General features: G+C 70.7%; 23 protein-coding genes. 15 read left to right on the forward strand and 8 right to left on the reverse strand.

Annotation, left to right across the window (positions count from 1 at the left end; genetic code table 11):
* Nucleotides 1–286: 286 nt before the first annotated feature.
* The 4 genes from M8H82_RS03250 to M8H82_RS03265 all read left to right on the forward strand — a co-directional run bounded on the left by M8H82_RS03250 (nt 287) and on the right by M8H82_RS03265 (nt 2,516).
* Complete coding sequence (locus M8H82_RS03250; RefSeq protein WP_250070823.1) at nt 287–934, forward strand: UdgX family uracil-DNA binding protein; 648 nt, start codon at nt 287–289, stop codon at nt 932–934.
* A 16-nt stretch (nt 935–950) separates the two neighbouring features.
* Entirely contained in the window at nt 951–1,475 is a 525-nt protein-coding gene (locus M8H82_RS03255) for a GNAT family N-acetyltransferase (RefSeq protein WP_250070824.1), read from the forward strand.
* An 86-nt stretch (nt 1,476–1,561) separates the two neighbouring features.
* On the forward strand, nt 1,562–1,861 hold the full coding sequence (locus M8H82_RS03260; protein ID WP_250070825.1) for a DUF4229 domain-containing protein: 300 nt from the start codon (nt 1,562–1,564) through the stop codon (nt 1,859–1,861).
* A gap of 10 nt (nt 1,862–1,871) precedes the next feature.
* The gene (locus M8H82_RS03265; RefSeq protein ID WP_250070826.1) at nt 1,872–2,516 is read left to right on the forward strand and encodes a TetR/AcrR family transcriptional regulator; all 645 of its coding nucleotides are present in this window, start codon (nt 1,872–1,874) and stop codon (nt 2,514–2,516) included.
* Here M8H82_RS03265 and M8H82_RS03270 read toward each other — a convergent pair.
* Nucleotides 2,509–3,300 carry a MaoC family dehydratase gene (locus M8H82_RS03270; protein ID WP_250070827.1) on the reverse strand — a complete coding sequence of 264 codons (792 nt, stop codon included), beginning with the start codon at nt 3,298–3,300 and terminating at the stop codon, nt 2,509–2,511. The genes M8H82_RS03265 and M8H82_RS03270 overlap by 8 nt on opposite strands.
* Nucleotides 3,301–3,564: 264 nt before the next feature.
* Here M8H82_RS03270 and M8H82_RS03275 point away from each other — a divergent pair, with 264 nt between their 5' ends.
* Both M8H82_RS03275 and M8H82_RS03280 read left to right on the forward strand, forming a co-directional pair.
* The gene (locus M8H82_RS03275; protein WP_250070828.1) at nt 3,565–5,493 is read left to right on the forward strand and encodes an AMP-dependent synthetase/ligase; all 1,929 of its coding nucleotides are present in this window, start codon (nt 3,565–3,567) and stop codon (nt 5,491–5,493) included.
* Nucleotides 5,494–5,574: 81 nt separating this feature from the next.
* Complete coding sequence (locus M8H82_RS03280) at nt 5,575–6,951, forward strand: FG-GAP and VCBS repeat-containing protein (protein WP_250070829.1); 1,377 nt, start codon at nt 5,575–5,577, stop codon at nt 6,949–6,951.
* On the opposite strand, the gene M8H82_RS03285 is transcribed toward M8H82_RS03280, so the two are convergent.
* Both M8H82_RS03285 and M8H82_RS03290 read right to left on the reverse strand, forming a co-directional pair.
* Nucleotides 6,915–7,124: a DUF397 domain-containing protein gene (locus tag M8H82_RS03285; protein ID WP_250070830.1), complete on the reverse strand. Its 210-nt coding sequence runs from the start codon at nt 7,122–7,124 to the stop codon at nt 6,915–6,917. The genes M8H82_RS03280 and M8H82_RS03285 overlap by 37 nt on opposite strands.
* The gene (locus M8H82_RS03290) at nt 7,121–7,975 is read right to left on the reverse strand and encodes a helix-turn-helix transcriptional regulator (protein WP_250071131.1); all 855 of its coding nucleotides are present in this window, start codon (nt 7,973–7,975) and stop codon (nt 7,121–7,123) included. The genes M8H82_RS03285 and M8H82_RS03290 overlap by 4 nt, the downstream gene beginning before the upstream one ends.
* Nucleotides 7,976–8,090: 115 nt before the next feature.
* On the opposite strand from M8H82_RS03290, the gene M8H82_RS03295 reads away from it, so the two are divergent.
* Nucleotides 8,091–8,513, forward strand: a complete 423-nt coding sequence (locus tag M8H82_RS03295; protein WP_250070831.1) for an ATP-binding protein — start codon at nt 8,091–8,093, stop codon at nt 8,511–8,513.
* A gap of 10 nt (nt 8,514–8,523) precedes the next feature.
* Here the strand turns inward: M8H82_RS03295 and M8H82_RS03300 are convergent, their stop codons facing one another.
* The gene (locus M8H82_RS03300; RefSeq protein WP_250070832.1) at nt 8,524–9,294 is read right to left on the reverse strand and encodes a helix-turn-helix domain-containing protein; all 771 of its coding nucleotides are present in this window, start codon (nt 9,292–9,294) and stop codon (nt 8,524–8,526) included.
* A gap of 244 nt (nt 9,295–9,538) precedes the next feature.
* Between M8H82_RS03300 and M8H82_RS03305 the strand changes: the two genes are divergently transcribed.
* From M8H82_RS03305 to M8H82_RS03315, 3 genes are read left to right on the forward strand one after another with little or no spacing between them, the layout of a single operon-like run.
* Complete coding sequence (locus M8H82_RS03305) at nt 9,539–10,210, forward strand: DUF4097 family beta strand repeat-containing protein (RefSeq protein ID WP_250070833.1); 672 nt, start codon at nt 9,539–9,541, stop codon at nt 10,208–10,210.
* Between the two features lie 29 nt (nt 10,211–10,239).
* Complete coding sequence (locus M8H82_RS03310) at nt 10,240–11,199, forward strand: ATP-binding cassette domain-containing protein (RefSeq protein ID WP_250070834.1); 960 nt, start codon at nt 10,240–10,242, stop codon at nt 11,197–11,199.
* Nucleotides 11,196–11,987, forward strand: coding sequence for an ABC transporter permease (locus M8H82_RS03315; protein WP_250070835.1), 792 nt, complete (start codon nt 11,196–11,198; stop codon nt 11,985–11,987). The genes M8H82_RS03310 and M8H82_RS03315 overlap by 4 nt, the downstream gene beginning before the upstream one ends.
* Before the next feature lie 151 nt (nt 11,988–12,138).
* Here the strand turns inward: M8H82_RS03315 and M8H82_RS03320 are convergent, their stop codons facing one another.
* Both M8H82_RS03320 and M8H82_RS03325 read right to left on the reverse strand, forming a co-directional pair.
* On the reverse strand, nt 12,139–12,453 hold the full coding sequence (locus M8H82_RS03320) for an AzlD domain-containing protein (protein ID WP_250070836.1): 315 nt from the start codon (nt 12,451–12,453) through the stop codon (nt 12,139–12,141).
* The gene (locus M8H82_RS03325; RefSeq protein ID WP_250070837.1) at nt 12,450–13,145 is read right to left on the reverse strand and encodes an AzlC family ABC transporter permease; all 696 of its coding nucleotides are present in this window, start codon (nt 13,143–13,145) and stop codon (nt 12,450–12,452) included. Before M8H82_RS03325 ends, M8H82_RS03320 begins: the two co-directional genes overlap by 4 nt.
* 70 nt (nt 13,146–13,215) lie before the next feature.
* Here M8H82_RS03325 and M8H82_RS03330 point away from each other — a divergent pair, with 70 nt between their 5' ends.
* Complete coding sequence (locus tag M8H82_RS03330) at nt 13,216–13,782, forward strand: helix-turn-helix domain-containing protein (protein ID WP_250070838.1); 567 nt, start codon at nt 13,216–13,218, stop codon at nt 13,780–13,782.
* A 92-nt stretch (nt 13,783–13,874) separates the two neighbouring features.
* On the opposite strand, the gene M8H82_RS03335 is transcribed toward M8H82_RS03330, so the two are convergent.
* Nucleotides 13,875–14,078, reverse strand: coding sequence for a cold-shock protein (locus M8H82_RS03335; protein WP_003992177.1), 204 nt, complete (start codon nt 14,076–14,078; stop codon nt 13,875–13,877).
* Nucleotides 14,079–14,362: 284 nt separating this feature from the next.
* Between M8H82_RS03335 and M8H82_RS03340 the strand changes: the two genes are divergently transcribed.
* Both M8H82_RS03340 and M8H82_RS03345 read left to right on the forward strand, forming a co-directional pair.
* On the forward strand, nt 14,363–15,211 hold the full coding sequence (locus M8H82_RS03340) for a menaquinone biosynthesis protein (RefSeq protein WP_250070839.1): 849 nt from the start codon (nt 14,363–14,365) through the stop codon (nt 15,209–15,211).
* Between the two features lie 67 nt (nt 15,212–15,278).
* Complete coding sequence (locus M8H82_RS03345; RefSeq protein ID WP_250070840.1) at nt 15,279–16,997, forward strand: serine/threonine-protein kinase; 1,719 nt, start codon at nt 15,279–15,281, stop codon at nt 16,995–16,997.
* Nucleotides 16,998–17,020: 23 nt separating this feature from the next.
* On the opposite strand, the gene M8H82_RS03350 is transcribed toward M8H82_RS03345, so the two are convergent.
* A complete protein-coding gene (locus tag M8H82_RS03350; RefSeq protein WP_250070841.1) occupies nt 17,021–21,733 on the reverse strand; it encodes an FtsK/SpoIIIE domain-containing protein in 4,713 nt (1,570 codons plus the stop codon).
* A 342-nt stretch (nt 21,734–22,075) separates the two neighbouring features.
* On the opposite strand from M8H82_RS03350, the gene M8H82_RS03355 reads away from it, so the two are divergent.
* Both M8H82_RS03355 and M8H82_RS03360 read left to right on the forward strand, forming a co-directional pair.
* Nucleotides 22,076–22,378, forward strand: coding sequence for a WXG100 family type VII secretion target (locus M8H82_RS03355; RefSeq protein ID WP_186287136.1), 303 nt, complete (start codon nt 22,076–22,078; stop codon nt 22,376–22,378).
* A gap of 221 nt (nt 22,379–22,599) precedes the next feature.
* Nucleotides 22,600–23,163, forward strand: coding sequence for a hypothetical protein (locus M8H82_RS03360; protein ID WP_250070842.1), 564 nt, complete (start codon nt 22,600–22,602; stop codon nt 23,161–23,163).
* The last annotated feature ends 139 nt before the right edge of the window (nt 23,164–23,302 follow it).

Raw genomic sequence — 23,302 nt, forward strand, 5'->3', positions numbered from 1 at the left:
AAGCCGGTACAGCTGATCGCGCTTCGACTGTTCCCACCCAGGGGCGCGGGGAACTGCGCGACGAGCCCCCACCGGCCCGCACCCGGCAGGAATCCGTTGGCGCTTCGACTGTTCCCACCCAGGGGCGCGGGGAACTGCGCGACAAGCCCCCACCGGCCCGCACCCGGCAGGAATCCGTTGGCGCTTCGACTGTTCCCACCCAGGGGCGCGGGCAACTGCGCGACAAGCCCCCACCGGCCCGCACCCGGCATGAATCCGATCGTCCCCCCACGGGTACCCGGACCCCATGGCGTCCAAGGATGAATACACCGCCGCGCCCTTCCTCCCCGAGGACCCGGAGAAAGCGACGCTCACCGCGCTGCGCCGGGCGGCAGCCGGCTGCCAGGGGTGCCCTCTGCATCGCGACGCCACCCAGACCGTCTTCGGCGCCGGCAAGGCGATCGCGCACGTCATGCTCGTCGGCGAGCAGCCCGGCGACCAGGAGGACCGCCAGGGCAAACCCTTCGTCGGCCCCGCCGGAAAACTCCTCGACCGGGCGCTGGCGGAAGCCGGCATCGACCCGGACGACACCTACGTCACCAACGCGGTCAAGCACTTCAAGTTCACCCAGGCCGAACCCAAGAAGCGCCGCATCCACAAGTCACCGAGCCTGCGCGAGATGACCGCCTGCGCCCCCTGGCTCGCCGCGGAACTCGCACTCGTCGAGCCGGAGCTGATCGTCGTGCTCGGCGCCACCGCCGGAAAGGCCCTGCTCGGGTCGTCGTTCAAGGTCACGCAGGTGCGCGGGACGGTCCTGGAGGAGGAGATCCACGGCCGCCCGGAGCGACTGGTACCGACCGTTCACCCCTCGTCGGTGCTGCGTGCGGACGATCGTGAGGCGGCGTTCCAGGGCCTGGTCTCGGATCTGAAAGTAGCGGCACGCGTGCTCGCGTAAGGGTTACGATGCACCCGTGTCCCTTACTTTCACTCTCGACCCCGCCGTCGATCCCGCCCTCCGAGACGGCGTCCTCGGTCTGTGGACGGACGTCTCCAACGCCGGTGGCTCCGTCGGCTTCGTCCCCCCGGTGACCCGCGAGGCGATACGCCCCGAGCTGCTCAAGCACCTCGCGGCGATGGCCGAGGGCCGCACCCGGCTGCTCGTCGGGCACGATCCGGACGGACAGGTCGCCGCCACCGCGTTCCTCACCTTCAACACGCACCGGCTGATGAGGCACTGGGTGTGGCTGTACACGGTGATGGTGCACCCCCGGCACCAGGGCAAGGGCTACGGCCGGGACCTGCTCGCCGCCGCCGAGCGCGCGGCCCGCGGTCTCGACGGCGTCGACGCCATACGGATCAACTGCCGCGGCGGCGAGGGCCTGGAACGCTTCTACGGCTCCTGCGGCTACAAGGAGGTCGGCCGCATCCCGGACGCCATCCAGGTCGCCCCCGGTGACCGCCGCGACGACGTGATCATGCTGCTGCCGCTCGACTGAGCCCCGCCCCCAAGATCCCGGCGCGGACATGCTTCACTGGATGTCGCACCTTTGGGACTTTGTCGGAATCGGAAGACTGGATTGAGATGCTCCGCTACACGCTGATGCGCCTCGGGATCTTCGCGGGCTGCCTCGTGGTCGTCTGGGGCCTCGTCTACTCCGGTGTCGCCCCGCGTGGCCTCGGCGACTCCAACGGCATGTGGGTCGTCCTGCTCGCCCTACTGATCTCCGCCCCGATCAGCTTCGTCGTGCTGCGCAAGGAGCGGGACCGCGCCTCCGTGCAGATCGTCCAGAAGGTCGACCGGGTGAAGGCGAACCTGGAGGCGAACCGCTCCCAGGAGGACGCCGTCGACGACTCCGCTCGGGCGCAGGGGCAGACGTCCTAGTCTTTGCCCCATGGGTGCAGTCAAGACCAAGCGGATGCCGCGTGCGGTCCGGGAACAGCAGATGCTGGACGCCGCCGTGCGGACCTTCGGGCGCCGCGGATACATGGCCGCCTCGATGGACGAGATCGCCGAACTCGCCGGTGTCTCCAAACCGTTGGTCTATCTGTACCTGAACTCCAAGGAAGACCTCTTCACCGCCTGCATCCGCCGCGAGGCGCGTGCGCTCACCGCCGCCGTGCGGGCCGGGGTCGAGACCGACGCGCCCGCCGACCGCCAACTCTGGGACGGTCTGCGGGCGTTCTTCACGCACACCGCGCGCCACCCGGACGGCTGGGCGGTGCTGCATCTCCAAGCCCGCACCCACGGCGATGCGTTCGCCGCCGAGGTGAACGCGATGCGCGAGGAGATCGTCGCGTTCGTCACCCAGCTGATCCTCGCTTCCGCGCGCGCCGCCCACCGCGACCCGGACCTCCCCGCGGACGAGGTCGCCGGACTCGCCGAGGCCCTGGTCGGTGCCGCCGAGTCGCTCGCCGACTGGGCCAACGCCACCCCGGGCGTCACCGCCCGCCAGGCCGCCGCGACCATGATGAACTTCGCCTGGGCAGGGCTCGGCAACATGATGGACGCCCGCCCCTGGGTGCCGCCGGTCAGCTGACCGTCCCCGCCAGGTGCACGCGGCCCGCACTGCCGCGCAGCTCGAACCGCCCCGGCTCCGCCCCGAACGTCACCGTCCCCGGCAGCGGCACCGGCGCCCGGAACTCCGCGGTGATCCGGGCCGCCGGGGGAGTCCCGTAGGACGCCAGGCAGCGGGCCACCGTCCACATCCCGTGCGCGATGGGCCGGGGGAAGCCGAACGGGCGGGCGGTGAGCGGGTGGAGGTGGATGGGGTTGCGGTCGCCGGAGACCGCGGCGTACCGCCGTCCCAGGTCCGCGCCGAGCTGCCAGTCGGTGACGGCGGGCAGGGGCGGCCGTTCCTCCCGCGGTGCCGCGGCGCGCGTGCCCGTCCGGTGCCGCGCGAGGTAGGTACTGCGCGACTCCCACACGGCGGCCCCGCCGGCCCTGAGTTCCGTCACGACCGTCGCCTCCGTACCGCGCCGGTGCGGGGCCAGTCCGTCGACGTACACGGTGAGTTCGTACTCCTGAAGGGCCGCCAGCCGTTCCCGCTGGGTGATCTCGATCGAGGTGTGCACGAGACCCAGCAGCGGCAGCGGGAAGTCCCGTCCGCTCATCAGCCGCAGCGCGGACGGGAAGCCCAGCACATGCGGGTAGGTGACCGGCAGCGCGTCCTCCCCGGTCGCGAAGCCGCACACCCGCTCGTAGGCGGCGAGCCGCGCCAGGTCGACGCGCAGGCCCGGCAGGACCAGCGGGCCGCGCGGGAAGTCGGCGTCGGGGCGGGGCCGTTTGAAGGGCGAGCGCAGGGCACCGAGAACGACGGCCATGGCGGCTTCCACTGTGCTTCCCCCTCGTGACAGCTGCTTACTTCGCAGTAAGGTTACCGGAGGTAAGCCCCTGTGTACGCCCCGGACCGGAGTGACCCTCAGGTAACCCCCGAGGTTGCACAGCCCCGCCCCCCGTCCCTCCCCGAACCCGCACAGCCCCCACACGTCAGCCCCGTACGATCTCCTTCCTAACCGGCGGTAACCCCTGTCCGACCCTGTCCGCACGTGGGGATCCGTCCGCGAACGCCGTGCCAGGAGCCGCCCGTGTCCACGCCACTGCCTTCCTTCGCCGCGTCCGCCGCCTTCGATGACGCGCCCGCCCCCACCCTCGTGGAGCCGGAGACGCGGCGGCTGGACGGAGTCGTCCGGGAGGCGTACGTACCGCCCTTCGCACCGGCCGTCTCGCACGGCTCGCTGGCAGATCTGCCGTTCGACAACGCCCTCGCGGTGCCGGACAAGGTGCTGCTCAGCCGCAAGACGCAGGACGGCGGCTGGACCGACGTGAGCGCGACGCGGTTCGCCGCGCAGGTGCTCGCCGTCGCCAAAGGACTGATCGCCGAGGGGCTGATGCCGGGCGATCGCATCGCGATCATGGCGCGTACGACGTACGAGTGGACGCTGCTCGACTTCGCCGCCTGGGCCGCGGGCCTGGTGACCGTCCCGGTCTACCCGACCTCCTCCGTCTTCCAGACCCGCTGGATCCTCCAGGACTCCGGCGCCGTCGCCCTGGTCACCGAGACCGTCGCGCAGGCCGCCTCCCTCGGCCCCGAGCGTGAACGCCTCCCCGATCTGCAGCACTTGTGGGTGATGGAAAAGGGTCACGTCGAGCGGCTCGCGGAAGCGGGCGCCCGGATACCCGACCAGGAGGTCGAGGTACGCCGGGCCATGCTCGGCCCCAGCACCCTCGCCACCCTGATCTACACCTCCGGCACCACCGGCCGCCCCAAGGGCTGCGCGCTCACCCACGGCAACTTCTTCGCCGAGGTCGACAACGCCATCGAACTGCTCTACCCCGTCTTCAAGTCGAGATCGAACGAGGACATCTCGGTCCTGCTCTTCCTGCCGATGTCCCACGTCTTCGGCCGCATGGTGGCGGTGGCCTGCGTCCGCGCCCGGGTGCGCCTCGGCCACGCGCCGAGCCTCCAGTCCGAGGACCTGCTCGCGGACCTCGCCGCCTTCCGCCCGACCTGCCTCCTCGCCATCCCCTACATGCTGGAGAAGGTCTACAACTCCGCCCGCGCCAAAGCTGAGGAGGGCGGCCGGCTGACCATGTTCGACCGGGCCGCCGCCGTCGCGCGCCGCTACGGCGAGGCCATGGAGGCCAAGCAGCATGGCACCGGCTCGGGTCCGGGCCGCGCCCTGAGCATGGCCCGCTCCTTCTACGACCCGCTCGTCTACCGCCGGATCCGCAACGCCATGGGCGGCCGGGTCCGCCACGCGATCTGCGGCGGCTCCCCGCTCGGACGACGCCTCGCCGCGTTCTATGCCGGTGCGGGCATCGAGATCTACGAGGGCTACGGCCTGACCGAGACGACCGCCGCCGCCACCGCAACCCCGCCCCTCAAGCCCCGCCTCGGCACGGTGGGCTGGCCGCTGCCCGGCACCCGGGTCCGGATCGCCTCCGACGGCGAGGTCCTGATCTCCGGCGAGCAGGTGCTGCGCGGCTACTGGGACCCGGCCGCCGGGGGAGTGGTCCCGGCCGCGGTGGACGGCTGGCTCGCCACCGGGGACATCGGCGAACTGGACGACGAGGGCTATCTGACCATCACCGGCCGCAAGAAGGAGCTGCTGATCACGGCCGGCGGCAAGAGCGTGGCCCCGGCCCCCCTGGAGAACTGGCTTCGCTCCCACCCGCTCATCTCGCAGGCCATGGTCCTCGGCGACCGCCGCCCCTACGTCACCGCCCTGATCACCCTCGACACCGACGGCATCACCCACTGGCGCCGGATGAACGGCCGCCACCCGGTGCCGGCCGAACTCCTCGTCGACGACGAGGAGTTGCGGGCCGTCCTGCAGCGGGCGGTGGACGAGGCGAACAAGCTCGTCTCGCGCCCCGAGTCGATCCGCCGGTTCGCGATCCTGCCCACGGACTTCACGGAGTTCACCGGCCACCTCACCCCGTCGATGAAGCTGCGGCGGGCGGCGGTCATGAGGGACTTCGCGGCCGAGATCGAGGCGTTGTACGAGCGCTGAGGAAGGCGCCGGGGCGGCGTACAACCTTCAACCACTGCCGTGCGTCTCCTCCTCGCCAATCCTTGATCATGCAGGAGACCCATGTTCACGCGCAGCACCGTCCGCCTGGCGCTCGCCACGGCCACGGCCACCTCCCTGACCGGCGGACTGCTCACCCTCTCGGTCAGCACCGCGCACGCGGCGACGCCCGCGAAGTACGTCGACGACTTCAACGGCGACGGTTATCGCGACTACGCCGCCGCCTCCGCCTTCGACGGCAAGTTCGTCGTCACGTACGGGACGGCCACCGGGCCCGGCACCGTCACCAAGACCTTCAGCCAGGCCACATCCGGCGTCCCGGGCACGGCCGGTGACTCGGGTGGCTACGTCGACGCCTTCGGCGAGGATCTCGCCCCCGCCGACTTCAACCGCGACGGCTACGCCGACCTCGCCGTCGGTGACTTCACCGAGAACGTCGACGGCAAGGTCAGCTCCGGCGCGGTCACCATCCTGTGGGGCTCGGCGTCCGGCCTCACCGGCACGAGCGCCGTTCGCCTGAAGATCACCCCAAGCTCCCACCGGGGGTTCGGCAAGGAGATCGAGGCCGGTGACTTCAACGGCGACGGCAAGACCGACCTGGCCGTCGCGGACGGCATCGAGGCGGTACGGATCTATCGGGGCGGCTTCTCCAAGACGGGCACGACCGGCTCGGTCACGAAGCACGTCCCGAACGCCCTGCTCGAACTCGCCGGCATGGTCGCGGGCAAGGTCACCAAGGACTCGGCGACCGACCTCTTCCTCCTCGGCCAGGGCTATCACGACGACAAGATGACCCAGGACGCCTGGTTCATCCGGGGCGGCTCCACGATCCAGCCCGGCAAGATCACGACCTACAACGGCTCGAACCCCGACTACAGCCCGACCGGCGTCGTCGCCGACTTCAACAAGGACGGCTACGGGGACCTCGCGGTCGGCGACACCCAGTACAACGGCAAGGCCGGCTCGGTCGTCGTCTGGCGCGGCGGCAGCACGGGGCCGGGCACGAAGTACCGAGTCTCACAGGCGACTTCGGGCGTGGCCACGGCCGCCTCACCCAGGGAGTACTTCGGTACGAGCCTGTCCGCCGGGGACACCAACGGCGACGGCTACCCGGACCTGGCGGTCGGCGTCCCCTACGAGACGGTCAGCTCCATGGACGACGCGGGCGGCCTCCACGTCCTGCGCGGCGGCGCGTCCGGCCTCACCGGCGCGAACTCGCAGTGGTTCTCGCGGGCGACGGCGGGTGTTCCCGGCAGCCCGAGCCAGTACAACAACTTCGGCGCGATGGTCCGCGTACGCGACATCGACCGGGACGGCGACAAGGACGTGCTGGTGTCCAGCGACTACTACAGCCCGGGTGTGCTGCTGCCGGGTACGGGGTCCGGTATCACGGGGAGCGGGGCTCAGGAGTTGAACATCGTGGCGTCGTTCCCGCAGTAGTCCGAGGCGAGGAAGGCGGACCAGGCGGCGGGGGCGAGGGTCAGCCGGGGGCCGGTGGGGGTCTTGGAGTCGCGGAGGTGGATGCACTGGGGGGTTACGGCAACCTCCAGGCACTGTCCACCTTCGCCGCTGCTGTAGCTCGACTTGAACCAGCTCAACGTTTCTATGGTCATCGCTCTTCCAGCATCTTCTCGATCAGGTCCAGGGACTCGTCCGGGGTGAGGGCCTGAGCCCGGATGATCCCATAGCGGGCTGCGAGAACGCGCACCTCTTCTCGGTCGGTGATCAGACGCGGGTATCCCTGGCTCTCCATGTACACCACCTGTTCGCGTCCCTTGGGGATCAACAGCGTGAACGAGTTGTCCAGGCAGGGGTGTTCGTGTCGGCTTGTCGGCATCACCTGAAGCTGCACGTTCCGCATGCGTCCGATGCGCAGCAACTGCCGTAGTTGCCCGGAGTGCACCGAGGACCCGCCGATCGGCCGCTCAAGCACGGCCTGTTCGATGACGAAGCTGCACTCCGGCGGTGGCCACTTTTCGAAGAGCTGCTGCCTGGAGAGCCGGTCGGCCACCCGCTTCTCGATCGTCTCCTCGTCCAGCGGCGGGTGCCGTTGCGTGAACACGGCCCGCGCGTAGTCCTCGGTCTGAAGCAGCCCCAGCACGCCCATCGTGCTGTAGTCGTACAACGAGACGGCCTCCGCCTCCAGCCCGGCGTAACTGCGATACCACTCCGGATGCCGAGTCCTCGCCTTGGTCATCGCCGCCTGCACCTCCGGGATGACCTCCCTCAACAGGCCCCCGGCATCCAGGATTTCGTCGGCCTTCTCCAGAAGATCCGGCTGTGGCGTCCGTACGCCCCGCTCGATCGCCGAGATCGCGTCCGGGCCGTACCCCACCAGCGCCCCGAACTCCTTCTGCGTCAGCCCCTTCCGCTCCCGCAGAAGTCTGAGCATCTTGCCCACGGCCGTGAACAACCCCGTCGTGCCGTCCGCCTCCGCCGGTGTCTCAGGACCCCGTTCGCGCACGCCCGCACCCTCCCGTCCGACAACCCGCACACCGAACTCAACGCAGTCGTACAGATACCCAGCGTCGATCCGTCCCTCCTGGTCAGGGTAGAGAGAACCCGCCACTCTCGGTGACGTGAACGCCGAAATCACCACCCCCACTGCCGTACTTGCCCAGCGCATCAGCGCCACTCCGCGCGGCGCCCTGCTGGCCCGGTACCTGACCATCCAGCAGCTGGCCCAGTGGGGTTACGCCCCGGACAGCGAGGTCAGCGAGACCGCGCAGCACTTGGTCGCGGAGTTGGCGGCCAACGCCGTCACGCACGGCCGCGTGCCCGGCCGCGCCTTCGAGCTCCGGCTGCTCCTGCTGCCGGAGGACACGCTCCGTATCGAGGTGAGCGATGCGCGGGGCGACCGGAAACTGCGGTACGTGACGGACCCGGACGGCGAGGGCGGCCGGGGTCTGATCCTGGTGACGCTGCTGGCGCGGGCCTGGGGCGTGGCGGACCGGGACGTGGGAAAGACGGTGTGGGCGGAGCTGGGTCCGGCCCGGAAGTGAGGCCTGCCCGCTAGGAGTTGTCGTCGTCCCCGTCCCCGTCCTCGTCCTCGTCCTCGTCCGAGGCCGGAGCGGGCGGTTCCGCATACAGTATGTCGCGGGCCTGCTCCGCGGCGCGGGCGATGCTCTCGCCGACGAAGTCGACGAAGCGGGCGATGTTCTCGAGGCGGACGGCGGCCGGGGTGTCGGCGCCGAGGACGCCGACACCCTGCCGAGCGGTCTTGGCGAGATCGAAGTTGGAGCGGGCGCTGGACATCATGGACTGGAACCAGACGTCGTTGTCGACGACATAGCGCTCGCGGCGGCGTTCGTCGCGCTCGCGGCGGAGGAGCCCCTGGCTCTCCAGGAACGCCACCGACTTGGAGATGGACGCCGGGCTGACGTCGAGGCGCTGGACGAGTTCGGCGGCGGTGAGGCTGCCCGCGTCGGTGATGAAGAGGCAGGTCAGCACCCGGGACGTCATCTTGGGCAGGCCCTGTGCCATGAGGAGGGTGGTGAACATCTCCTCGTACTCCCGCACCGCCTCGGGATCGCGGCCGTAGGCCGGTGCGGGCGCCTTCGGGTCCCGGGGAGCGGCCTGCTTGCGGCGGTGGGCGCGCTGTTCGGTGGCGCGGTGGGCGAGGTCGGCGCGGTAGCCGGTGGGGCCGCCGTTGCGCATGACCTCGCGGGTGATGGTCGAGGTGGGGCGGTCCAGGCGCCGGGCGATCTCCGCGTAGGCGAGGCCGTCGGCCAGTCCCAGCGCGATCTGCTGACGTTCCTGCTGGGTGAGCCTGCCTCCGGGCATCGCTGTCTCCTTCGTGGTCCTTGGTGCGGTCACCATAGCGTTCAGTTACTGACCATTGCAACGGCCGGGGTGCGGTGTGTTGCGTTAGCTTCAATTCCGTTGCAACGATTTCGAGCCCATGACCTGCAATTACTGTGATGTCGCGCAACGAAGTCGTTGCCAAGGTCTCGAACGCAACGTAGCTTTCCATCATCGGAAACGACGGGTGGACGAACCGCCCGCCACCTGAACCAGGAGAGCCACCATGCAGACCTTCGCCACTCCCGCCGCCATCACCGCCGTCCTGGACATCCCCGCCGGACGCATCCAGATCATCGCCGCCGACCGCACCGACACCACCGTCGAGATCCGCCCGGCCGCCCCCGGCAAGAACCGCGACACCAAGACCGCCGAGCAGGTCCAAGTCGCCTACGACGACGGCGTCCTGCGCATCACCGCCCCCGAGGCCACCAACCGGCTCCTGGGCAACCTCGGTTCCGTCGAGGTCACCGTCCAACTCCCCGCCGGATCCCGTATCCAGGCCAAGGCCGACGCCGCCGAACTGCGTGGCGTCGGACGCCTCGGCCACGTCGACTTCGACGGCGGCTACCGCTCCGTCAAGCTCGACGAGACCGCCGGGGCCCGCCTCACCGCCCACGACGCCACCATCACCATCGGCCGCCTCACCGGCCCCGCCGACATCACCACCCAGCGCGGCGACATCCACATCACCGAAGCCACCCGCGGCACCGTCACCCTCACCACCCAGCAGGGCGACATCGAGATCGGCGCCGCCCCCGGCGTCTCCGCCACCCTCGACGCCGGCACCGGCTACGGCCGCGTCCACAACTCCCTGAAGAACAGCGACGGTTCCGGTGCCGCCCTCGCCTTCCACGCCACCACCACCCACGGCGACATCACCGCCCGCAGCCTCTGAGCCACCGAGCCCTCGAAGGAGCCCTTCTCATGACCAACCTGGCGATCGCGGCGACCGGGCTGCGGAAGTCCTACGGCGACAAGACGGTCCTCGACGGGATCGACCTGGCCGTACCGGAAGGCACGGTCTTCGCCCTGCTCGGGCCGAACGGCGCGGGCAAGACGACGGCGGTGAAGATCCTGTCCACCCTGATCTCGGCGGACGGCGGTCAGGCCGGTGTCGCCGGGCACGATCTCGGCGCCGAGGCCCAGGCGGTACGGGCCGCCATCGGGGTCACCGGTCAGTTCTCCGCGGTGGACGGGCTGATCACCGGCGAGGAGAACATGCTCCTCATGGCGGACCTGCACCACCTGTCCCGGAGCGAGGGCAGGCGGGTGACGGCCGAACTGCTGGAGCGGTTCGACCTGGTGGAGGCCGCGAAGAAGCCGGCCTCGACCTACTCCGGCGGCATGAAGCGCCGCCTGGACATCGCGATGACGCTGGTCGGCAGCCCGCGGATCATCTTCCTGGACGAGCCGACGACGGGGCTGGACCCCCGTTCACGGCACAACATGTGGCAGATCATCCGTGAGCTGGTCACGGGCGGGGTCACGGTCTTCCTCACCACGCAGTACCTGGAGGAGGCGGACGAACTCGCCGACCGGATCGCGGTGCTGAACGACGGCGGGATCGCGGCGGAGGGAACCGCCGACGAACTGAAGCGGCTGGTCCCCGGCGGGCACGTGCGGCTCCGCTTCACCGACCCGGACGCGTACCGGGCCGCCGCGTCGGCGCTGCGCGAGACCACGCGCGACGACGAGTCGCTGGCGCTGCAGATCCCCAGCGGCGGAAGCCAGCGCGAACTGCGCGCCATCCTCGACTGGCTCGACGCGGCAGGCGTGGAGGCGGACGAGCTGACCGTGCACACCCCCGACCTCGACGACGTGTTCTTCGCCCTGACCGGCGGCGCCGCGACCGTCCCCGACCAGCCGAAGGAGAACGCCCGATGAGCTCTCTGTCCCTCGCCGTACGCGACTGCTCCACGATGCTGCGCCGCAACCTGCTGCACGCCCGGCGCTACCCGTCGCTGACCCTGAACCTGCTGCTGACGCCGATCATGCTGCTGCTGCTCTTCGTGTACATCTTCGGCGACACGATGAGCGCGGGCATCGGAGGCGGTGGTCCGGACCGGGCCGAGTACATCGCCTTCGTGGTGCCGGGGCTGGTGCTGATGACCATCGGCAGCACGACGATCGGCACGGCGGTCTCCGTCTCCAACGACATGACCGAGGGCATCATCGCCCGCTTCCGGACCATGGCGATCCACCGGGGGTCGGTGATCGTCGGCCATGTGATCGGCAGTGTGCTGCAGGCCGTGGCCAGCGTGATCCTGGTCGGGGCGGTGGCGGTGGCGATCGGCTTCCGCTCCGCCGATGCGACGGTGCTGGAATGGCTGGCGGCGTTCGGACTCGTCGTCCTGTTCGCCACGGCGCTGACCTGGATCGCGGTGGGCATGGGACTGGTCAGCCCGAACGCGGAGGCGGCGAGCAACAACGCCATGCCGCTGATCCTGCTGCCGCTGCTCTCCAGCACGTTCGTGCCGCTGGACGCGATGCCGGGGTGGTTCCAGCCGGTCGCCGAGTACCAGCCCTTCACGCCGGCCATCGAAACCCTCCGCGGCCTCCTCCTCGGCACGGAGATCGGCATCAACGGCTGGCTGACCCTGGCCTGGTGCACAGCCCTGACGCTCCTCGGCTACCGCTGGTCCACGGCCCGCTTCAACGCGGACCCCAAGTAACCAACAGCTCCCAGAGCGCCCCCCTCCTCCCGAGGAGCGGGGCGCTTCCTGGCTGCGGGCAGTCGTGCCGCTGGGGCGGCACGGGTGGGCGCAGCGGCACCCCGCCAGCGCGGGGGAGCGGACCCACCCCTACCTCAACCCCGACCGACGGTCACGGCACCCCAACCCACCGCAACCCCGCCGTCACCGCCGCCGCACCCAGCACCACCACCGCGAACGGGGCCCGGCGCCAAGCCAGTACGCCTCCCGCCAGGACCCCCGCCGGGCGGGCCCAGCCCGCGAAGTCCCCGGCCTCCGTCAACGCCCCCGTGGCCATCAGCGCCGCCAGCAGAACCACCGCCCCGGCCGCCAACAGCTCCTGCACCCGCCCCGACAGCTCGACCCGCCCGTGCAGCACAGGCCCCACCAGCCGGAAGGCGTACGTCCCCACCGCCAGCACCAGGATCAACGCCACCGTCGCACTCACGCCGCACCGGCCTTCCGCCCGCGTCCGTACAGCGCCAGCCCGAGCAGAGCCAGCAGCACCGGAACTCCCGCAGGGGCCACGGACGACGCCGCCAGCGCCAGGACCGCCCCCGCCATCGCACACCGCCGCACCGCCGCATCCGCCCGCAGCACCGGCAGCACCAGAGCCACCAGCACCGCAGGAAACGCCGCGTCCAGCCCGTACACCGCCGTGTCCCCCAGCGCCGTACCCGCCACCGCTCCCGCGAGCACCCCCGCGTTCCACACCACGAACAGCCCCACCCCGGAGACCCAGAAGGCCGCCCGCCGCCGCTCCGGATCCGTCTGCGCCAGCGCGAAGGCCACCGTCTCGTCGGTCACCAGATGCGCCCCGAGGAAGCGGGAGAGCCGCCCACCGCTCCCGAGGACGTCCGCCACCGCCAGACTGAAGGCCGCCGTGCGGGTGTTCAGCAGCAACCCCGTCGCCGCCGCCGCGAGTGGCCCGCCTCCGGCCAGCAGCACCCCCACCGCACTGAATTGCGCGGACCCGGCGTACACCACCACCGACATCACCACCGGCACCCACACCGGCAGCCCGCCCGCCACGGAGATCGCCCCGAAGGAGACCCCGACCACCCCACTGGCCACCCACACCAGCGACGCATCGCGGACCAGCCCCCGCGCCCCACCCACTGTTCGCTTCACCGTACGCATGTTCACTACGATGGACAGCGAACCCCTCGTACGTCAAGGCGAACGATCGTACCGATGGAGCGAACGACAGATGGCCGACACCCCGCCCCCGCGGCTCCCCCTGGACTGGATCGCGGCCTCCCTGCGCAGGGAACGCACCCGCGCCGGCCTCTCCCTCTCCGAGCTGGCCAAGCGCGCCGGCATCGCCAAGTCCACGCTCTCCCAGCTGGAGGCGGCCGGCGGAAACCCGAGCGTGGAGACGTTGTGGGCCCTCGGCGTCGCCCTCGGCGTGCCGTTCAGCGCCCTGGTGGAACCCCCGGCCCCGTCCGTGCAGGTCATCCGCGCCGGGCAGGGCCCGACCGTCGCCTCGGAGAAGGCCGACTACGCCGCCACCCTGCTCTCCGCCAGCCCGCCCGGCGCCCGCCGCGACATCTACCACCTGCGCGCGGAACCCGGCCCTGCCCGGGAGTCGGAGCCGCACATCCCCGGCTCGGTCGAGCACCTGATCGTCAGCACCGGCAGGATGAAGGCCGGCCCCGCGGGCGAGGAGGTCGAACTGGCCCCCGGCGACTACATGTCGTACCGCGGGGACGTCCCCCACTCGTACGAGGCCCTCGCGCCCGGCACGACGTTCGTCCTGGTCATGCAGCACGTGTAGCGGGGGGCCGGAAAAGGCAGGAGCCCCGACGCCTGACGGCGCGGGGCTCCTTGGGTACTGCTCTCAGGTGCGGATCAGAGACGAGGCTCGCCTCAGACGGGGGTGACGTTCTCCGCCTGCGGGCCCTTCGGGCCCTGGGTCACGTCGAAGGAGACCTGCTGGTTCTCCTCCAGCGAGCGGAAGCCGCTCGCATTGATCGCGGAGTAGTGGACGAAGACGTCGGGGCCGCCGCCCTCCTGGGCGATGAAGCCAAAGCCCTTTTCGGCGTTGAACCACTTAACGGTTCCGGTAGCCATAAGCCCTCCTTGGGCCCAAAGGGTTGCCCTGCTCCAGAACCTGCAAGTGTGAGAGCAAATGCCTGCACTGCATACTTCTGAAAACGACTAGAGCCTGCGGTTACATGCTCCGCAGGCTCTGTACTGCAAGGGAAACCAAACTGCAACTTGCGGCGAGCCTAGCACGCGAGCAGCCGAAAGCAATAGAGGTCAAGATCACGTCACCCGAACGTTTGAAAGGCCGAAAACCGCTTGACGTCCGGCCCGGAGTCTGGAGCGTAGCCCGGAGGGTCTAGCCTCGCGATGTGGACAATTCTCGCACCCGGCCGCGCGTCGGCCACATCCAGTTCCTGAACTGCCTGCCCCTGTACTGGGGGCTTGCGAGGACGGGCACGCTCCTCGACTTCGAGCTCACGAAGGACACCCCGGAGAAGCTCAGCGAGCAGCTGGTGCAGGGAGACCTCGACATCGGGCCCATCACCCTGGTCGAGTTCCTCAAGAACGCCGACGACCTGGTCGCCTTCCCCGACATCGCCGTCGGCTGCGACGGGCCGGTCATGTCGTGCGTGATCGTCTCGCAGGTCCCGCTGGAGAAGCTGGACGGCGCCCGGGTCGCCCTCGGTTCGACCTCGCGCACCTCGGTCCGCCTCGCCCAACTGCTGCTGGCCGAGCGCTACGGCGTACAGCCCGACTACTACACCTGCCCGCCCGACCTGAGCCTGATGATGAGGGAGGCGGACGCGGCCGTACTGATCGGCGACGCGGCCCTGCGCGCCAACCTGCACGACGGCCCGCGCTTCGGCCTCGACGTGCACGACCTCGGCGCGCTGTGGAAGGAGTGGACCGGGCTGCCGTTCGTCTTCGCCGTCTGGGCCGCCCGCCGCGACTACCTCGAGCGCGAGCCGCTGATCACCCGCAAGGTCCACCAGGCGTTCCTCGCCTCCCGCAACCTCTCCCTGGAGGAGGTCGGCAAGGTCGCCGAGCAGGCGGCCCGCTGGGAGGCCTTCGACGAGCGGATCCTGGAGCGCTACTTCACCACCCTCGACTTCCGCTTCGGCGCACCTCAGCTGCAGGCGGTCGCGGAGTTCGCCCGCCGGGTCGGCCCGACCACCGGCTTCCCGGCCGACGTGAAGGTGGATCTGCTGCAGCCCTGAGGCCGTAACCTGCTGGGAGTTCCACGGGGGAGTTCTACGGGAGTTCTACGCGGGGGAGGGGGACGCCGTGCAGCCGCTCGGAGCTGACGAACCCACGGTCGTGGGGCCCTACCGGCTGCTCGGCCGGCTCGGCTCCGGCGGGATGGGACGGGTCTACCTGGGGCGCAGCGCGGGCGGCCGGACCGTCGCCGTCAAGATCGTGCACCCGCACTTCGCGCTCGACGAGGAGTTCCGCGCCCGCTTCCGCCGCGAGGTCGAGGCCGCCCGCCGGGTCGGCGGCGCCTGGACGGCCCCCGTCCTGGACGCGGACCCGGAGGCGCCGGTCCCCTGGGTCGCCACGGTGTACGCGGCGGGCCCCTCCCTGACGGCGGCGGTCGCGGACACCGGCGCACTGCCCGACCACACCGTACGAGTCCTGGGGGCGGGGCTCGCGGAGGCGCTGGCCACCGTGCACGAACTGGGCCTGGTGCACCGGGACGTCAAGCCCTCCAACGTCCTGCTGACCGTCGACGGCCCCACCCTGATCGACTTCGGCATCGCCCGCGCCATCGACGGCACGGCCTCCCTCACCTCCACCGGCGTCTCGATCGGCTCCCCCGGCTACATGGCGCCCGAGCAGATCCTCGGCAAGAGCGTCACCGGCGCGGCGGACGTCTTCTCCCTGGGCGCGGTGCTGGCGTACGCGGCGACGGGCGCACAGCCCTTCCCCGGCGACTCCTCGGCGGCGCTGCTGTACCGGGTCGTGCACGAGGAGCCCGAACTCGGCTCCCTGGACGGCGAACTGCGGGAGGTGGTGGAGGCCTGCCTCGACAAGAACCCCGCGGGCCGTCCCACCCCGGCCGACCTGGCCCGGCGGCTGGCTCCCGAGGGCGCGGCGCGGCTGGTGGCGTCCGGCTGGCTGCCCGGGGTGCTGGTCGAGCGGGTCAGCCGCAGCGCGGTGCAGGTGCTCAACCTGGAGGCGACGGACGGGGGTGGGGCGGCCTCGGGACCGGTGGCGTTCAGCAGCCCGGCGGTGGGGGAGTACGGCAGCCACGGGGTGGGGCAGTACGGCAGCTCCGGGGTGCGGGAGTTCGGTGGTCTGGGGGAGTTCGGCCGCCCTGCCGTGGGGGAGTTCGGTCCGCCGCCGGTCATGTCCGGTGGCTCGATGGCTTCCGGGGCGGTGCCCGAGCCGCGGGACGCCGAGCCCGCCACACAGCGGCCCGGCAAGCTGTCGGTCTCGGTCGCGGCGACCTCGGTACCGGGCGACGGCGGCCGGGGACGCCGCATGAGCTGCACGGTCGCGCTGGCCGTCGCCGGCGCGCTGGCCGCCGTGACCGTCGGGTCGGTGTTCGTGCTCGACCTGCTCCCGGGCAACTCCCCCGACGACTCGGGCGGTGCGGGCACCGACTCGTCCTCCCACGCGCCCGGCGACTCCGGCTCCGCCTCGGCGGCCCCCGACGCCCTGACGGCCTACCTCGGCACCTGGGAGGGCCAGGGCGTCGCCCTCGACGGCAAGCTCCCCCTCGGCACGTTCCGGCTCACCGTGCACCGGGCGGAGGCGGGCGAGAAGCTGGGCAAGATCCGGCAGACGGATGTGCTCGGCGGCGTCTGCAACGACGTACTGACCCTGAAGAGCGTCAGCGCCGAGCGGCTCGTGGCGACCTCCGTGGGCGCCGAGTCCAACCACAAGGGCTGCAACCCGGCGCCGACCACGGTCACCCTCACCCCGGTCGGCGACGACCTCGACTACGCCTCCGACAGCGAGGAGTCGGGGAAGCCGACGGCGCGGCTGACGAAGACCGGGTAGCCCTCAGCCGGGGTTGACCACCGTCACCCCGGGATGACCACCGTGCGCAGCTCGCCGTCGCCGAGGTGCAGCATGCCCTTGCCCGGCACCGCGGGCCCGCCGACCATCCCGCGGTTCAGGCGGAAGCCGATCAGATCCCCGCTGGAGGACTCCTGCGGGGAGAGCAGGATGCCGCGGCGGGCCTTCTTGGCGTCGACCTGCCAGCCGGAGAAGCCGCTGCACACGTCCTCCTCGTCACCGGCGATGACGAGCGCGAGCCCGCGCTCGGCACCCCGCGAGACGATCTTCTTCATCTGGCTCTCGGCGTCGCAGTCCTCCAGGATCTCGCCGTCGTCGATCAGGACGACGACCGGGTTCTCCACCGACGGCTCCGCGCCGTCGATGAGCTCCTCGAACTCGTCCTCGTCGATGTCGTCCCCGGTGAACACCTTCAGCACGCCCTCCACACCGTCCAGTTGGCGGACCGGCGACTGACGCGGCGCCGCGACGACGAGCCGTGCGCCCTGCTTCAGGAACGACTGCGCGAAGTTCATCAGGACCGTCGAGCGGCCGGACTTCGCCGGGCCCGCGATGACGAACGACGGCACGCCCTGCGCGAGATCGGGGCCGAAGCCGACGATCTCGTCGCCGCCGATGCCGGCCAGCGCGTACAGCTTGGAGCCCGAGACGTCCGGGTCGCGCAGCTCCCACGCCTCGGGGAAGGAGATCCGGCTCGGCAGGCTGTCCACCCGGAACGGCCGCCGCGCGCGTGGCACCCCGGCGTCGCGGGCGGTCGCCGCCTCGCCGATCGCCGCCAGCGCCGCCGCCTGGCCCTGGCCGGTGGTGTCCTCGGCGAGCAGCGCGAACTGCGTCTCCGTACCGGCCTCGTTCTTGAAGGCGCGGCCCGGCGGGATCTCCTCGGGCACCTTGCGCGCCGGGATGCCGAGCGTGGAGAAGTCGCTGCGGTCGGCCAGCCGCAGACCGTACTTGTCCTCGGTGAGCGTGGCGATACGGCCCACCAGCAGCGTCCGGTCACCGGTGAGGACCAGATGGATGCCGACGCTCGCACCCTCCCGCATCATCGTCTGCAGATCGTCGGTCAGCGCCCCGTGGTCGACCTCGCCGAGCGTGGGCACCCAGCCCTCCCAGCGGTCCAGCAGCACGACGATGTGCGGCAGCCGCTCGTCCTCCGCGACCGCGGCCCGCTGCTCGCCGATGTCGGCGAAGCCCTTGTCCGCCAGCACGCCCTGGCGGCGGTCCATCTCGCCCTTGAGCCGGTTGACGAGCCGGACCACCCGCTCGGTCTGGTTGCGGCTGACGACCGCCCCGCAGTGCGGCAGCCGGGTCAGCGCGTTCAGCGCGCCGTTGCCGCAGTCGATGCCGTACAGATGCACATCGGCCACCGAGTGCGTACGGGCGATCGAACCCGCGATGGTGCGCAGCACCTGGGAACGGCCACTGCGCGGGGCACCGCCGATCATCAGGTGCCCGAAGCTCGCGAAGTCCACCGCGACCGGGCGGCGGGCCTGGAGCGCGGGCAGGTCCTCGACGCCGTACACCGCGGGCGGCAGCTTGCCGGCGGCCGGGGTGAAGGCCGGTGCCGGGACCTCGTCGAGCAGCAGCGTCTCGTCGAGGGCGGGCAGCCAGGGGCTGTGCTGCGCGGGGATGCCCAGCGACTGGTTGGCGCGGCGGATCTCGTCGACGAGCACCTTGAGGTCGGTGATCTCCTCGTCCTCGCGCGACTCGGCCTTCGGCTTGGTCAGCGCGGCCCGGCCCAGGTCCTCCCAGGTCAGCGGCGACACCCACGGCATGAGGGCCGCGGGGTCCGCGGCGCCGGGCCGGCGGCCGCCCACCCGGCCCGACTGGAACGGCACCAGGGAGGCGTGCCCGAGCCGGACGTACGCCCGGCCCGGCGTGCTCTTGGAGATGTGCCCGGCCTCGGGGGAGTCGATGACGTCGGTCGACTCACCGCCGTCCGTCACCCGCAGCGCGATCCGGAGGTTGGTGTTGGCCCGGATCTCGGGCGACACGACACCGGAGGGCCGCTGGGTGGCGAGGAGGAGGTGGATGCCGAGGGACCGCCCTCGCTGGGCGATGTTGACGAGACCGGTGACGAAGTCGGGCAGGTCGCGCACCATCGACGCGAACTCGTCGATGACGATGAGGAGTCGGGGCACGGGCTTGTGGGACGGATCCCTGCGCACCAGATCCTGGTAGTCCTCGATGTCCTTGGCATCGGCTTTGGCGAGGATGTGCTCACGCCGGTGCAGCTCGGCACCCAGCGACTCCAGCGCCCGCTCCACGAGATGGGCGTCGAGGTCGGTCACCATGCCGACGGTGTGCGGGAGATGGACACAGTCCTTGAAGGCCGCACCGCCCTTGTAGTCGACGAGCACGAAGGTCATGTTCTCGGGCGTGTTCGCCACGGCGAGGGCCGCGACGATGGTCTGCAGCAGCTCCGACTTTCCCGAACCGGTCGTACCGGCGATGAGGCCGTGCGGCCCGTCCTTGCGGATGTCGATGCCGAAGGGCCCGTCGTAGGACTCACCGATGACGGCGAGCGTCGACTGCCCGCCCATCCGCCAGCGCGCCACGATGGCATCGCTGGTCGGCGGCTCCAGCTGCAGCACGTCGAGCAGCCGGCTGGACCCGGGCAGCGCCGAGTCCTCCGTCTCCCCGCTGATGTCACGCAGCGAGGACAGGGACCGGGCCAGCCGCAGGCACCAGGCGGCGGAGACGAAGTCGGGCCGTACGTCCTTGCGCCGCTCGGCCCCGGCCTCCTCGACGCGCAGCCGCAGCTTGTCGGGCTCCTGGGCGCCGGGTCCACCGGGCTCGGGGGCGCTTTGATGCCACGCCTGGAAGGACGGGAAACCCCCGGCGGGCTGGGCCTGCTGGACGCTCTCCTGCCGCTGCCGGATCTCCTCGGCCTTGGGCTCCGCCACGACGAAGGCCTGGCACTCGCCGGGCAGGAACCGCTCCTCGGCGTCGAGGCAGAGGGCGTACATGGACACGGACGGCCCCTCGCGCAGCAGCCGTACGACCCCCGGCAGCGACCGCAGCCGGCGCGAGCCGTCCCACACGACCACGATGTCCGGGTCGCTGAAGGTGCTGCCCTGGCCGCGGTTCTGCTCGGCGGCCTTCTTGCGCGCGTCGAGGATCTGCGTGAGCTCGCCGATGCGGGCGCCGACGGTCTCGGCGTCCGTGCCGATGAGCACGTTGACGTCCTGCCCGCCGGACGGCTTGGAGTGCGGCAGCCAGCGCATCCAGTCCCAGCTCTCCTGCGCGGAGTGCTCGGACAGGACGTAGAACTGCACGTCCATCGGGCTGTGCAGGGCGGCGAACTGGGCGACGGCCCAACGCCCCATCGCCCGCGCGGAGTCGCCGGGACCGGCCATGCCGATGACGCCGAGCCCGCGCAGGTTCAGCGCCACGGGCGCGTCCTCGATGGTCCAGGTGACCTCGCGCTTGTGGTCGTCCTGCTCCGGGTCGTCGAGCACGACCTCGGAGGGCAACTGCCCGGTGCCGACGCGCAGCAGAAGGTGGTCGCGGTCGGTACGCCGACGCTCCCAGAGCCGGGTGCGGGGGCCGGTCCCCAGCGACAGGACCGTCGCCGGGTCGGGAATGGCGTGCCGCCGGTCGTCGCGCTCGGCGACGAGGGCGTCCTGCGCGTCCTGCTCGATCCGCGCCTTCTGCTCCTCGTACTCCTTGACCTGCTTCGCGTGCGACTTACGGCCGTGCTTCTTGTCGTTGTAGTAGTTCGCGAAGAGGAGGAAGGGGCTGAGCGCCGCCATGATCAGGTAGTACCAGCGCTGGAAGATCAGCACGGCGACGACGGCCCCGACGAGCGGCGTCAGCGCCATGAGCCAGGGCAGCGGCCGGGGTTCGTACTCACGCGGCGACGACGGCAGCCGGAACCGGGTCTGCCGCTCCGGGGGCCGCAGGCGCGGGGGCCGGTTGTAGTCGAGGCCGATGCCGTCCTCGGACCACTTCAGGGCGGCGTTGGGGGGTGAATAACGGGCCAGCTCGATGAGGGAGTTGCCGATGGCGATCTGGGCGCCGAGGCGCCATATGTCGGGGTCGGGAGGGGCGGGGGCGGGAGCGGGAGCGGGAGAATCACCGGACGCACCTTCACGCCCCCGCTTCTCCTCCTCCTTCTTCCTCCTCTTCTCCTCCCTCCTCTCCTTCCTCTTCTTCTTCCCGGAGTCCTTGTCGTCCTTGGGGTTGAGGATGTCGTCGACGGGGGTGCCGTCGAGGAAGACGCCGTCGGTTTCGCCGTGGACCTTGAACCGGCAGGTGCCGTCGGTGGCGACGGAGAGGGTGAGGGCGCGGTCGCCGAGTTCGGGGTCGTCGATACGGATGTGACTGGCCGGCCCGCTGCCGATGTCGTACCGCCCGACACCGAGCCGGTGCACGTAGCCGGCGACGGGCCCGCCGACGATGCGCAGCTCGACGAGTCCGGTGGGTTCCCCGGGCAGACAGCCGGCGGGGTCCTGGAGACTGACGACGGCCCCTTCGCGCAGGGGCGAGTTGAGGACGGTGGCGGAGGGATCGACGGCGTATCCGTCGACGTAGAGGAGGGGAGCGCTGCCGCTGACGGGGTGTTGCTGCCCGATGGGGATGACTTGAGCCCCGCTGTGCCCGACCTGCCGGGCCAGTTCCTGGGCGATGTCGCCCATGGTGGACTCAGGATCGGCATCGAGCACGACGTCGGCGGTGCCCCCGCCGAACGGGTCGACGACGGTCAGAGTCAGGCGCACGTCTCTTGTCCTCCCCGATGCCCCCGTGACCGCTTCCGCAACGCTGGCCACAGTTGGAAGCGACGATATCCGCTGGGGCCGGAGCGGCGACAGCGGGAGGCGGGCGACTTGCTGTTCCGTCTTCCCGATGGCAACGAGGTGCGGAGCTGCTGTGACGGGGTCATGACGGCTTGTTCACGAAGCCGGGATGTGACACCTCAGGCCTCACCCGTAAGCTGCTGCCTCGAGAGCGGACGATCACACCGGCTGCCACACGGAGTTGGGGCCGGCCGGTCACTGTCGGACCGCAAACAGGGAGCCACGGGGGTTGGCCCTGCGGCGTTGTGGAGATGGAGCGGCTTCATGGCCAAGGACCTTGACGTCACATATCAGGACATGCGGGACGCTGCCAAGCATGTCGTGAAGGAGAAGGAGCGACTTCAGGAGAAGCTCGACGGCCTGAAGAAGTACATCAACAACCTGGTCGAGTCCGGTTACGTCACGAAGAGCTCCTCCAAGGCCTTCGACGAGAACTTCACGGAGTTCGTGCAGGGTTCGAAGGACACGCTGGACGGTCTGGACGGCATGGGGGACTACCTGACCATGGCGGCGGACAAGTTCGAGCAGATCGACGACGAGCTGGCGAAGCAGGCTCGGGGTAAGTGAGTTCCTGAACTCTCGGTGCGGTGGGGCGATGGGTCGCCTCGCCGCACCGTTCGTTCAGTGTGTTTGCCGAGTTGCTCGATACCGCACCCTCTCGCCGACGGCTGAGGCGTCAGTCCCCTTGAGACTGCGGCGCGTGTCCTCCATGCGGTCGCTGATGGAGGAAAAGGTCTTCCTCAGGTGCTCGAATTTCAGCGTGCAGGACTATCCGGGGATTTGAACTGATGACAGAGAGAGCGGGTATCGGTTCGCGAGCGCAGATCGGGTTCGGTCTGGCCATTGCCATCGGGGCAGGGGCCGCCGCTGTGGCCCTGCTGTTGCTGGTCCTGGGGCTGTGGAAGAGCTTTGCCCGGGCCACCGCACCGACGCTGGTCGACCTGCCCGGGGGATCCTGGATGGCGGGTGGTGTCCTTGGCGTCGTCTCCGTTCTCGGAGCCTTCGGTGGTCTGTGGTGCGTTGCCGCGAAACCGTCCCGGACGGGCGTGCAGCGAGCCCTGTGGAGCCTGGCGGCAGGCGTCTGCTGCCTGGCCGCCATTGGCCCGCTCTTCTACTTCATCAGCACCCTCCCGGGCAAGAACTGCTCCAACGGCCCGAAATGCGCGTACATCCCCGGAACGGGCAGCGCACTGCTGGCCTACGCGATGAGCGTGGCCTTGGTGGCATGGATCGTGCTCCGCACGCTCAGCGTGCTGGAGGAGGGCCACGCGGCCAAGGAGCGCACCCGCATGCGCAATCTCCGCAAGCGGGGGAGGAAAAGCAGGGCGGCGCGGGAGCGGGCGCGGCGGTAGCGGACGTTGCATGGCCCGAAGAGGAGGCCGAGTAGCACCTGATGCCTGGTTTCAGCCCCGAACTCAGACGCGAGGAACTGCTGACGCCGACCTGAAGCACCACGTCCACGCGATCCGCGCAACCTCGGCCGACGACCTC

This window comes from Streptomyces sp. YS415 (assembly GCF_023544665.1).
GTDB lineage: Bacteria > Actinomycetota > Actinomycetes > Streptomycetales > Streptomycetaceae > Streptomyces.

Bases quoted from the DNA above. Each gene is read 5' to 3' on its own strand.
- M8H82_RS03355 (WP_186287136.1), top strand. From the start codon at position 22,076: ATGGCCAAGGACCTTGACGTCACATATCAGGACATGCGGGACGCTGCC.
- M8H82_RS03315 (WP_250070835.1), top strand. From the start codon at position 11,196: ATGAGCTCTCTGTCCCTCGCCGTACGCGACTGCTCCACGATGCTGCGC.
- M8H82_RS03260 (WP_250070825.1), top strand. From the start codon at position 1,562: ATGCTCCGCTACACGCTGATGCGCCTCGGGATCTTCGCGGGCTGCCTC.
- M8H82_RS03335 (WP_003992177.1), bottom strand. From the start codon at position 14,078: ATGGCTACCGGAACCGTTAAGTGGTTCAACGCCGAAAAGGGCTTTGGC.
- M8H82_RS03305 (WP_250070833.1), top strand. From the start codon at position 9,539: ATGCAGACCTTCGCCACTCCCGCCGCCATCACCGCCGTCCTGGACATC.
- M8H82_RS03300 (WP_250070832.1), bottom strand. From the start codon at position 9,294: ATGCCCGGAGGCAGGCTCACCCAGCAGGAACGTCAGCAGATCGCGCTG.
- M8H82_RS03310 (WP_250070834.1), top strand. From the start codon at position 10,240: ATGACCAACCTGGCGATCGCGGCGACCGGGCTGCGGAAGTCCTACGGC.
- M8H82_RS03330 (WP_250070838.1), top strand. From the start codon at position 13,216: ATGGCCGACACCCCGCCCCCGCGGCTCCCCCTGGACTGGATCGCGGCC.
- M8H82_RS03265 (WP_250070826.1), top strand. From the start codon at position 1,872: ATGGGTGCAGTCAAGACCAAGCGGATGCCGCGTGCGGTCCGGGAACAG.
- M8H82_RS03270 (WP_250070827.1), bottom strand. From the start codon at position 3,300: ATGGCCGTCGTTCTCGGTGCCCTGCGCTCGCCCTTCAAACGGCCCCGC.
- M8H82_RS03280 (WP_250070829.1), top strand. From the start codon at position 5,575: ATGTTCACGCGCAGCACCGTCCGCCTGGCGCTCGCCACGGCCACGGCC.
- M8H82_RS03360 (WP_250070842.1), top strand. From the start codon at position 22,600: ATGACAGAGAGAGCGGGTATCGGTTCGCGAGCGCAGATCGGGTTCGGT.
- M8H82_RS03285 (WP_250070830.1), bottom strand. From the start codon at position 7,124: ATGACCATAGAAACGTTGAGCTGGTTCAAGTCGAGCTACAGCAGCGGC.
- M8H82_RS03325 (WP_250070837.1), bottom strand. From the start codon at position 13,145: ATGCGTACGGTGAAGCGAACAGTGGGTGGGGCGCGGGGGCTGGTCCGC.
- M8H82_RS03250 (WP_250070823.1), top strand. From the start codon at position 287: ATGGCGTCCAAGGATGAATACACCGCCGCGCCCTTCCTCCCCGAGGAC.